Origin of the sequence: Streptomyces sp. A012304 (assembly GCF_026008495.1) — a bacterium.
Lineage (GTDB): Bacteria > Actinomycetota > Actinomycetes > Streptomycetales > Streptomycetaceae > Streptomyces.
The window spans coordinates 91,729-102,517 of sequence record NZ_BQUN01000005.1 but is presented as its reverse complement, the minus strand read 5'-3'; the positions used below and the strand labels follow the sequence as shown (position 1 = coordinate 102,517).

The 10,789-nt window shown below is 75.4% G+C and carries 8 protein-coding genes; 7 read left to right on the top strand and 1 reads right to left on the bottom strand.

Going from position 1 to position 10,789, the window contains the following annotated elements; all coding sequences use genetic code 11:
* The 7 genes from ALMP_RS02510 to ALMP_RS02480 all read left to right on the top strand — a co-directional run.
* On the top strand, nt 1-1,119 hold a 1,119-nt coding region (locus tag ALMP_RS02510; RefSeq protein WP_264924319.1), incomplete at its 5' end, for a response regulator transcription factor.
* Nucleotides 1,120-1,264: 145 nt separating this feature from the next.
* Nucleotides 1,265-2,524: a serine hydrolase domain-containing protein gene (locus ALMP_RS02505; protein WP_375803415.1), complete on the top strand. Its 1,260-nt coding sequence runs from the start codon at nt 1,265-1,267 to the stop codon at nt 2,522-2,524.
* 126 nt (nt 2,525-2,650) lie between these two features.
* A complete protein-coding gene (locus tag ALMP_RS02500; RefSeq protein ID WP_264924317.1) occupies nt 2,651-3,970 on the top strand; it encodes a CAP domain-containing protein in 1,320 nt (439 codons plus the stop codon).
* A gap of 183 nt (nt 3,971-4,153) precedes the next feature.
* Complete coding sequence (locus ALMP_RS02495; protein WP_264924326.1) at nt 4,154-5,227, top strand: tetratricopeptide repeat protein; 1,074 nt, start codon at nt 4,154-4,156, stop codon at nt 5,225-5,227.
* The gene (locus ALMP_RS02490; protein ID WP_375803413.1) at nt 5,224-6,282 is read left to right on the top strand and encodes a polyprenyl synthetase family protein; all 1,059 of its coding nucleotides are present in this window, start codon (nt 5,224-5,226) and stop codon (nt 6,280-6,282) included. Before ALMP_RS02495 ends, ALMP_RS02490 begins: the two co-directional genes overlap by 4 nt.
* Nucleotides 6,283-6,390: 108 nt before the next feature.
* The gene (locus ALMP_RS02485) at nt 6,391-7,359 is read left to right on the top strand and encodes a threonine/serine dehydratase (protein ID WP_264924316.1); all 969 of its coding nucleotides are present in this window, start codon (nt 6,391-6,393) and stop codon (nt 7,357-7,359) included.
* Nucleotides 7,360-7,616: 257 nt separating this feature from the next.
* A complete protein-coding gene (locus tag ALMP_RS02480; RefSeq protein ID WP_264924315.1) occupies nt 7,617-9,275 on the top strand; it encodes a serine/threonine-protein kinase in 1,659 nt (552 codons plus the stop codon).
* Between the two features lie 12 nt (nt 9,276-9,287).
* Here the strand turns inward: ALMP_RS02480 and ALMP_RS02475 are convergent, their stop codons facing one another.
* Nucleotides 9,288-10,733 carry a serine hydrolase gene (locus ALMP_RS02475; protein WP_264924314.1) on the bottom strand — a complete coding sequence of 482 codons (1,446 nt, stop codon included), beginning with the start codon at nt 10,731-10,733 and terminating at the stop codon, nt 9,288-9,290.
* Nucleotides 10,734-10,789 lie beyond the last annotated feature (56 nt).

Genomic DNA, 10,789 nt, shown 5'->3' with positions numbered 1-10,789 from the left:
CCACCCCAACGGAGTCGTACAGGCCGCCGTCACGCCCGCACCGGATTTACCAACAGCGTCCGGGCCCGCCGGGCGGGGCTGCTGTCGTCGTTGTACCCGCTGGAGATGCGGTACTTGCAGGTGCTGCTGCTGTACACGCTGGGCCGCTGGGACGAGTGCGTGAAGACGGCGGCGACGGAGCCGGCCGCGCTTCCCTCGGCGGGCGGGTACACCGTCGGGCCCGCGCTGTACGTGGGGCTGGCGCGCGGGGAGGCGGAGGCCGTCGAGCGGGCCCGGGCGCTGCTGGAGGGACCGTTCGACTGGATGGCGACGCTCATCGCGGGCATCGTGCTGACCGACGCGGCGGCCCTGCGGGGTGACGCCGAGGCGGCGGTGGCGCAGGTGCGGTCCTCGGTGGAGGTGCTCACCGACGAAAGCGGCAGCCGCCCCGACGTCACGGTCCGGCTGTGCGCGCTCGGCCTCGCCCCCGTCGCGGACGCCGCGGTCCGGGCCCGGGCCGCGGGCGACGAGGCGACCGCCCGCCACTGGACGGCCGTCGCCGTCGAACTGCGGGATCTGGCGCGGAGCGTGGCCGAGAACGGCAGGACCGGGGTGCCGCAGGGGCCGGAGGGGCGGGCCTGGATGGCCCGCGCCGAGGCGGAGCGGGCGCGGGCCGCCGGTGAGCCGGACGCGGCGGCCTGGGCGACGGCGGTGGCCGCGTTCGAGCAGGGCGATGTCTACGAACGGGCGCGCTGCCGGCTGCGGTCGGCCGAGTCCCTGCTGACGGCCGGCCGGCGCGAGGAGGCCGCCGTCGAGGCCCGCGCCGCGCGGGAGACGGCCGTCCGGCTGGGTGCCGGGCCGCTGCGGGAGCGGGTGGACGCCCTGATCCGGCGGGGCCGCCTCGCCGACACCCCGCCCGGGCGGGAGACGTCGGCCGTCCTCACGGCCCGGGAGCAGGACGTGCTGCGGCTGCTGGCCCTCGGCCGCAGCAACCGGCAGATCGGGGAGGAGCTGTTCATCAGCGGCAAGACGGCGAGCGTCCATGTCTCCAACATCCTCGCCAAGCTGAGCGCGGCGAGCCGTACGGAGGCCGTGGCGATCGCCTACCGCGAGGGGCTGATCGAGGCGGGAACGCCCTGAGACGTGCCGTATGGCCCCTGAATCACCCGTTTCGCACTCTTTCGCGGCGATACTTGGCCGACCGCGTCGCACGGTGATCGGCGGATCGCCGACCGTGCGTCGCCCACGCGATGTGACGGGACGGAAGAGGGTGCCTCGGGTGAGCGTGACCGACCGCGTGTCAGCGAAGGGCCGGCCGGGACGGGCCGCCCGAGCCGTGCTGGGGGTGGCCCTGCTGTCGCTGCTGGTGGTCGCCGTGCCCGCCGCGACGGCTCGCTCGCACCACCCCGCGGTCGCCGTCGCACTGCCCGGGCCCGACGTCGCACTGCCCGGGCCCGACGTCGTCGGGCTGCGGGGTGTGCTGCGTACGGCGGTGAAGCGGGGCGCGCCCGGGGCGATGGCCCGGCTCGTCGACCGGGGCACGGTCCACCGGCTCGCCACGGGCGTCGCGGACCGGCGCACGGGCCGGGCGCTGCGCACCACCGACCGCTTCCGGATCGGCAGCGTCACCAAGATCTTCACCGCCGTCGTCGTGCTGCAACTCGCGGACGAGGGCAGGCTCGTCCTCGACGCCCCGGTCGACCGGTACGTGCCGAGGCTCCTGAACGACCGGCGCGTCACCGTCCGGCACGTGCTGGGCCACCGCAGCGGTCTGTACGACTACACGCACGACATGTTCGCCCGTTCGGTCTCCGGCTTCGAGGCGGTGCGCACGAAGGTCTTCACCTACCGACAGCTGATCGACCGCTCGCTGCGCCGGCCGCGCACGACGGCCCCCGGCGGCGGCTACGCGTACTCCAACACCAACTTCGTCGTCGCGGGCCTGCTCATCGAGAAGCTCACGGGGCGTTCCGTGGCGGCCGAGTACCGCGAGCGGATCATCGAGCCGCTGAAGCTGCGGGACACCTTCTACGTCCACCCGGACACGGCGCTGCCGGGCCGTCACACGCGCGGCTACCTCACGTCCGGCGGGTCCGGCTCCGCCCTGGTGGACGCGACCCGGCAGACGGTGTCCTGGGCGCAGAGCGCGGGCGCCCTCGTCTCCAGTGCCAGGGACCTGAACACCTTCCTCTCGGCGCTGCTGCGCGGCCGGCTGACCTCGGCCGCGTCGCTGACCGAGATGCGGCGCTGGGTCCCGGCGGGCACCGGGCAGGCGTACGGGCTGGGGCTGCGGCGGCGGGTGCTGTCGTGCGGGGTGTCGGTGTACGGGCACACGGGCGCCGTGCAGGGCTACTACACGTACGCGTTCGCCTCGCAGGGCGGCCGGCGTTCCCTGGCCGCGCTCGCCAACGCCTCCAACAATGCCCGCCTGCACACCACGATGCTGCGCACGCTGGAGTCCGCGTTCTGCGGCACGAGGACGGCGAAGGGAGCGCGCAGGGGGACGGTCCTGCCGGCCGAGCAGGCCGAGGACCTGCGGCCTTAGGAGTCCTCACGGGCAGGCGCCGGTGTCGGCCCAAGGCCGCGGGCCGACACCGGGAACCCGCAGGTCCCGTCGGGCGTTCTCCGGGCAAGGCCCCTCGGGGGCCGGTGACGACATCAGGGCGGCAGGATGAGCGAGTTGGTCCCCGGGGGCAATGTGCCCCTGCCGGGCGGCGCCCTGGCCGTCCGGGTGCCCGGCCCGTTCGACGTCTGCGCGCTGGTCACGGACGACAGCGGCAGAGTGCGGGGCGACGGCGACTTCGTGTTCTACAACCAGCCCACGGCGCCCGGAGCGCGGCTGCACGGCGACACCCTGACGCTGGACCCGGCCGGGCTGCGGTCCGGCGCCACCCGCGTGACGGTCGTCGTCAGCGCCGCCGAGCCCGGCATCCCGCTGGCCCGCCTCCCCTCGCCCGTCCTGCACGTCACCGATCCGCGCGGCCGTCCGCTGGCCCGGTTCGTGCCGCCGCCCGCGCGACAGGAGACGGTCCTGCTGCTCGCGGAGGTCTACCGGCGGGGGCCGGCCTGGAAGCTGCGGGCGCTCGGGCAGGGGTACGCGGACGGACTGGCGGGCCTGGCGCGCGACTTCGGAGTGGACGTCGTCGAGGACGACCCGCCCGCGCCCGCTCCGGCAGGCGTCTCGGCGCCGCCCTCCGCCCACGCTCCGGGCCCCGATCCGGACGGATTCCTCGGGCTGGTCAACCCCGCGCGGGCGGCCGCCGGTTCGCCGCCCGTCCGGATCGACGCCCGTCTGGCCACCGCGGCGCGCGGGCATGCCGCCGCCATGGCCGCGGCCGGACGGCTCGGCGGCGAGGGCGCGGACGGCGTCTCGGTGCACCAGCGCGTCACGGCCGCGGGCTACGCCTATCTGCGCGTGGGCGAGCACCTGGTCTCCGGACCGCGCACGCCCGCCGAGTTGGTCGCGTACTGCCTGCGCACCGAGCAGGCCCGGCGCACCCTGCACGACCCGGCGTTCACACACGCGGGCCTGGGGCAGGGCACGGACCCCCGCACCGGCGAAACGTACTGGACCGCCCTGTGGGCGAGCCCGCTCACTCCGGACACTCTGGCGCGGACGGAGGCGGAGGTCGTCGAGCTGACCAACCGTGAGCGGGCCCGGGCGGGGCTGCCGCCGCTCGCCGCCGATCCGCTGCTGGCCACCGCCGCGCGGGGGCACTGCGCCGACATGGTGGCGCGCGGCTACTACTCCCACACCTCACCGGAGGGCGGCCAACCCTGGGACCGGGCCGCCGCGGCCGGCTCCACACGGCGGACCATCGGCGAGAACATCGCCTGCGGCCAGCGCTCCCCCGCCGAGGTCGTGGAGGGCTGGATGAACAGCCCCGGTCACCGCGCCAACATCCTCAAGCCCGCCTTCACCCACCTCGGCGTCGGCTTCGCGGGCGGCGGCCCGGCGGGCACGTACTGGACGCAGCTCTTCGGCGCCTGACGCACCGTCGGTTCCAGCACGTGATCTACGCCTCACAGGCAACCCGGCCGTGCGCACCCGCGTCTTGACCGGCGACAGCGGATCACGAAACCCCCCGCATACGGAACGGCAGTGGCCGGAATCCGGCGGACTATACACACCATGTATACGCTGAGTGCATACATGATGGCGGGAAAGGACGCGATGTACGGCAAAGCATTCGCCCCGGAGTACCAGGGCACCCTCACCACCCTGTCCGTGAACTCCTCCCTGGTCGACGTACTGGCCGCCGGCACCGAGCGGTTAGAGGCGGCGGAGCGGGCCGGGGAGCGCGCCGAGGCGGCCCGCTCCGGGCTCGCCGTGGCCGAGGCACACCGGCGGCTGGGACAGGTGCGCGAGGCGGACCTGGCCTGGAAGGCGAGCTACCGCGCGGCCCGGGACGCCGCAGACGTCGCGGCGATGGCCTGGGCGCTGTGGAGCGGCGGGACCCTGGCCCGGCAGCGGGGAGCGTTCCGGCTGGCCCGGCGGCTGCTGGGGCTCGCCGCCGACCTCGGGGAGCGCGGCGGTGACGTCGTGGTCCGCGGCTACTCGCTGGCCGGCCTCGCGGAGACCGGCCGCATCCAGGGCGACTACGAGGCGGTCGGCAGGCTGCACGAGCAGCTGCTGGCGGAGGCCCGCAGGCGCGGCGAGGCCCGGCACACGGTGTGGGCGCTGGAGGGCATCGCGCAGATGCACCGCAACTCCGGTGACCACGACACCGCGTACGCCCTGTTCGAGGAGGCCGCAGAGATCGCCGGGCGCGCCGACGACCGGCGCGGGCACGCGTGGGCGCTGCGCGGGCTGGCCGACATCGTCTCCGTGCGCGACGGCGACACCGAGCGGGCGCTCGCCCTGCTGTCGGAGGCGGAGGAGACGTGCCGGGCGATGAACCTGACCAGCGCGCTGGCCTACAACCACAAGATGCGCGGCAACGTCCTGTACCGGGCGGGCCGGTACGCCGAGGCGCGGGAGCTGTACGAGCGGGCGCTCGCGGAGTTCGGCGGGATGGGTGAGCCCCGCGGCGAGGCGCTCGCCCGGCTCGGCCTCGCCAAGTCCCTGGCCCGCCTGGGGCGCGATCGGGCGGAGACGGCGGCGGAACTCGCCGACCTGGCGGCGGTGCTGGAGCGCATCGGGCTGCGGCACGCACGGGAGATGGTGGCGCGGGCCCAGGAGGAGCTGGGCATCGGGGCGGACACCGGCGGGTCCGGCGCCACGGCGGCCGCGGAGGCCGTACGGTGACGGCGCTGTCCACTCCCCCGGCGGCCGCCCCCGCCGCGGGCGCGACGGTCTCCGCGCCCCAGGTCCTCGAGCGGTGCCGCGCGCTGGTGCGTCCGGCGCTGGCCGAGGCCGTCGGACGGCTGCACCCCTGGGTGGGCGAGATGGCCGCGTACTCCTTCGGCTGGTGCGAGGTGGGCGGGGCGCCCGTCGTCGCGTCCGAGGGCAAGGGGCTGCGGCAGGCCCTCGCGGTGCTCGGCGCCCGGGCGGCCGGCGCGCCCGCACGGGCGGGGGTCGCCGCCGCGGTCGCGGTGGAGCTCGTGCACACGTTCTCGCTGCTCCACGACGACATCATGGACGGCGACCCGACCCGGCGCCGCCGCCCGACCGTCTGGAAGGCCTACGGGACGGGGCCGGCCGTCCTCGCGGGCGACGCCCTGTTCGCACTGGCCGTCGAGACGCTCGCCGCGAGCCCGGGCGGTGCCGCCGGCGTGCGCCTGCTGAGCGCGGCCCTCGCCGACCTCGTGCACGGTCAGGCCGACGACCTGCTGTTCGCCACCCGGCCGTGGTCGGGTCCGCGGCGGGTACGGCCGGACGCCTACCGGGCGATGGCCGAGGGCAAGACGGGTGCCCTGCTGGGCTGCGCGGTCGCGCTCGGGGCCGCGCTCGGCGGTGCGCCCGAGCCGGACGTCGCCGCGCTGGACCGGGCCGGGCGGCATCTCGGGGTCGCCTTCCAGGTGGTCGACGACGTGCTCGGCGTCTGGGGCGACCCGGCGGTGACCGGCAAGCCGGTCCACGGCGATCTGCGCACCCGCAAGAAGACGTACCCCGTCCTGGCCGCACTGGAGTCCCCGGCGCCCGAGGCCCGCCGCCTGGCCGCGCTCCTGGAGTCCCCGGAGAGCGACCCCGCCGAGGCGGCCACGCTGATCGAGCGGGCCGGCGGCCGCACGGCGGCCCTCGCCGAGGCGGGCCGCCAGGTGACGGCGGCGGAGTCGGCCCTGGCCGGACTGGCCCTGCGGCCGGGCCCGGCGGAGGAACTCCGGGCGCTGCTGGACTTCCTGGTGCGCCGTGACCTGTGAGCACGTCCTGTCCGGCCGGTGCGAACCCCTGCTGTTGACCTTGGCCACCGCACGGGAAAGGGTGCGTAGTGGCGCGCGATCAGGGCGCGCGCCGGAAAGGTGGTCGTCGTGATCGGCATCTCGGACATCGAAGGCGCGGCGGAGCGGATCGCCGGGCACGTGGTCCGTACCCCCACGCTCCCGAGCCCGGGGCTGTCCGCACTGCTCGGTGTCCCGGTCACCGTGAAGCTGGAGCTGTTGCAGCGCACCGGCTCCTTCAAGGCGCGCGGGGCGACGGCGAAGCTGCTGTCGCTCGGCGAGGCCGAGCGGGCGGCCGGGGTGGTGGCGGTCAGCGGCGGCAACCACGGGATCGCCGTCGCGGTCATGGCCGCCGCGCTCGACGTCAAGGCCACCGTGGTGATGCCGAGCTCGGCGCCCGCCCGTGCCGTACAGATCGCCGAGGAGGCGGGCGCGTCGGTGCGGATCACCGAGGACATGGGCGGCGCCTTCGAACTCGTCGGCCGGCTGCGGGACGAGGGGCTGACGCTGCTGCACCCCTTCGACGACCCGGTGGTCGTCGCCGGTCAGGGCACGGTCGGACTGGAACTCGCCGACGACGCGGGCGAGTTGACGGACGTACTGGTCAGCATCGGGGGCGGCGGACTCGTCGCCGGGGTGGCGGCCGCGCTGCGCGCCCGTCGGCCGGACGTGCGGATCTGGGGCGTGGAGACCGAGGGCGCGGAGGCGATGTCGCAGGCGCTGACGGCGGGCGGGCCGGTGCCGGTGCGGCTGTCGTCCATCGTCTCGACGCTGAGCGCGCCCGCCGTCGCGCCGCTGACGTACGACCATGTCCGCGCCCTGGTGACGGAGGTGCTCGTGGTGCCGGACCGGGAGGCCGTGCGGGGCTGTCTGGAACTCGCCGAGCACGCGAAGGTGTGGACCGAGCCGGCGGCGGGCTGCCTCCTGCCGGCCGCCCGTCGGGTCGTCGAACGGGTCGGGGCCGGCGCCCGGCTGGGTCTGGTGGTCTGCGGCGGCAATGCGACAAGCGCGGACATGATGACGTGGGTGGAACGCTTCGGGCTGCGCGAAGGGGATTAGGAAAACACCGGGAAGCGGTTCCCGCGCGCAATGGACCACCGCCCGCGGGGACCCGTTCCAGCCATCCGGCAGGGCCGTTTACCGCTGGTTACACTGCTGGACGGCCCGAAGTAATTTCTTTTCTCGCACATATGCTCGCACTCGCACTCGGTGTTTTTGAATGAAAGACAGGAATCGCGCCGGAGTTGCGGTTCCCTTGAACGGACCCCCTCACGCCGGTCGTACCACTGGGAAAGGTTCCGGTGGTTCAGCGAGGGATGACCATGGTCAAGGCGCACGTCTCCACGCACGAGTTGGTCGCCGGGCGATACCGGCTCCTCGACGTCGTCCACCGGGAGACGAACCGCGTCAGCTGGTACGGCGAGTACGTCGAGGAGACGTTGGGCGCACGGCCATGCCTGGTCACCCGGATCGGACTGCCCGCCGGACTCGGCCCGGAGGAGGCCGGACAGGCCGCCGACCGGGTGGCACGGATGTCCGAGACCATGGCGCAGGTCTGCCCCGGCCGGGTCGCCACCGTCCTCGACGCCGTGGCCGAGGACGGTTCCCTGTGGACCGTCACCGAGTGGATCGACGGCCTGCCGCTGGGCCAGCTCATGGAGCAGAAGGGCGCCTTCAGCCCGGCCCGGGCCGCCACGATCGCGCTGGAGCTGCTCGATGTGCTGGAGGCCGCGCACGGCGAGGGCATCACCCACGGCGAACTCAGCCCCGGCCAGGTGTTCGTGCGGGCGCGCGGACCGGTCGTCGTCACCGGGTTCGGGCTGGCCGGCGCGACGCTCACGCCCCGCCTGACGGCCCCGTCGTACGCCTCCCCCGAGCAGGCGCGCGACGAGCGCATCGGGCCCGCGGCCGACCTGTGGGCGCTGGGCGCGATCCTCTACACGATGGTCGAGGGACGGCCGCCGTACCGGGACCGGGACCGGCCCGAGGCCACGCTGAAGGGCGTGGACCGGCTGCCGCTGCGCACCCCGTTGCGCACCGGTTCACTCACCGCCACGGTGCAGGGGCTGCTGCGCAAGGACTCGCGGGAGCGCCTGACCCGTCCGGTGGTCCGCCAGGCCCTCACCCGGGTCCTCGACGAGGACCCGCACGCGGCGGCCGCGCCCGGGGTGCGGCGTACGTACGCCCTCGCCCGGCTCGTCGGGCCGCGGTGGAGCGGCCGGGCGATGGCCGCCGGGACGGCGCTGGCGGTCGTCACGGTGGTCGTCGCCGCGCTCGCCGCGACCGGCCAGCTGCCCGGCACCGACGACACCGGCTCCGGCGGCGCGCAGGCCCAGCCCACCGTCTCCCCCGCCCCGCCCGGTGACGAGGTCGGCGACAGAGTGCCCGTCACGCCGACCCAGCCCGGCACCCCGGCCCCGCCCCCGACCCCGACCCCGACGCCGTCCGCTTCCGCGTCGCCGCCCGCCGCGCCGCCGAGGCCCTCCGCCACGGCCTCCACCGAGGCGCTGCCGGCCGGTTTCCGCGTGTACCGGGCGCCCGAGGGCTTCTCCGTCGCCCTGCCGAAGGACTGGAAGCGTCTGGACACCTCACGCGCCGCCGACCGCTCCTACCGCGTCACCTTCGGCGCGGACGACGACCCGCGCACCCTCGCGGTGACCTACAGCGAGCGCGTCGGTCCGGACCCGGTCGCCGTCTGGCGCGACGACGTCGAGCCCGGCCTGCGGGAACTCCACGGCTTCCGGCGCATCGGCGCCATCGAGGCGACGACGTACCTGGGGTACGAGGCCGCCGACATGGAGTGGGTGGTGGACGTCGACGGCGAGCGCGTGCGGACGTTCGGCCGCGGGTTCCTGCTCGGCGGGCACCGCGGCTTCTCGCTGCGCTGGACGACACCCGCCGCGGACTGGGACGACGACACGAATCGGCAGACTTTGGAGACGTTCCTGAAGACCTTCCGGCCGGACACCGCCTGAGCGGCGCGCGGCTCAGGCCGGCCGGCGTGGTGCGCGCAGCGACCGCAGCGGGCCGCCGTGCAGCGGCACGGTGGCCCAGCGCGCGGTGAACGTCCGGTCGGGGAGCGCGCACGTCACCCGCAGCCGGTGCGGGGTCTCCAGGAAGACGACGTCCACGGCGAGGGTGTCCCCGTCGGCCCAGCCGCCGCTGACCGCGGTGGGCAGCGGGTCCTCGGTCACCTGCCAGCCGCCCGCGCCCGGGCGCAGGTCCAGGCGGTGGCCGCGCTCGGTGAGGGACAGGGTCCAGCCGTCGGCGCCGGCGGTGACCGTCGCGCCGGTCAGTCCGGGCTGGTCGGGACAGGCGCCGCCGTACGGGGTGAACTCCGCCGCCGCCCATGTGCCGGCCCGATCCGGTGGCGCGGCCTTGCCCCCGGCCGGTGGCAGCGCGAGGCGGGTGAGGCGCTCGGCGAGGGCCGCGTCGGCGGCGTCCGCGCCGGGGCGCGGGTCCGGGTGGAAGGCGGGCAGCAGATGCCGCCAGACGAGATTCAGCAGGCCCTGCATGTCCTCGGTGGCGGAGGTCAGGGCGATCACGGCGTCCTGCTCGGGCAGGACCAGGCAGAACTGCCCGTAGGCCCCGTCGCCGCGGTAGCCGTGCCGGGAACGCCAGAACTGGAAGCCGTAGCCGCGGTCCCAGTCCTGCCGGTCGGCGTCGCCCATGGCGCCCGCCGTCGGGATGTGCGCCCGGGTCGCCTCCGCGATCCACTCCGGGGCCAGCAGCCGCTCGCCCTCCCAGGCGCCCTCGCCGAGGTAGAGCTGACCGAGGCGGGCTGCCGCGTCGGTCGTGGCGTGCAGTCCGCTGTAGCCCAGTTCGCGGCCGTGGCGGTCGGCCAGCCAGGCGACCTCCCCGACCCCGAGCGGGTCGAGCAGGCGGGGCCGCAGGTAGGCGGTGAGCGACTGGCCGGTGACGCGCTGGAGGATCGCGGCGAGGGTGTAGGTGGCGGGCTGGTTGTAGGCGAACACCGTGCCCGGGTCACGGTCCGGCGGCAGCAGCAGGAAGCCCCGGACGAGTTCCTCCGGGTCGAGCGCCGCCGCCCGCTCGTAGGTCTCCGCCTCGTGCCCGCTGGCCATCGAGGCCACGTCCCGCACCCGCATCGCCCGGCTGCGCGGGTCGGTGATGTCGGCCCGGAACTCCGGGAAGTACGAGATCACCGGATCGTCGAGCCCGATCAGCCCCTCCGCGACGGCGAACCCGGCGGCCGTCGAGGTGAAGCTCTTGCTGAGCGAGTACAGCAGGTGCGGACGCTCGGCGGAATACGGCGCCCACCAGCCGGCGGCGACGACCTGACCGTGCCGCAGCAGCATCAGGCTGTGCGGCTCGATGTTCTCCGCCGCGTCGACGGCGTCGAGGAAGGCGAGGACGCCCGAGGCGTCGACGCCCTGGGCGGACGGGGTGCTCGTGGGCAGGGGACGCGCGTGCATGCCCGTATCCTGCCCCATGGGTGTCGCGCCCATCGACGGGTTTCGCCCGGCCATCG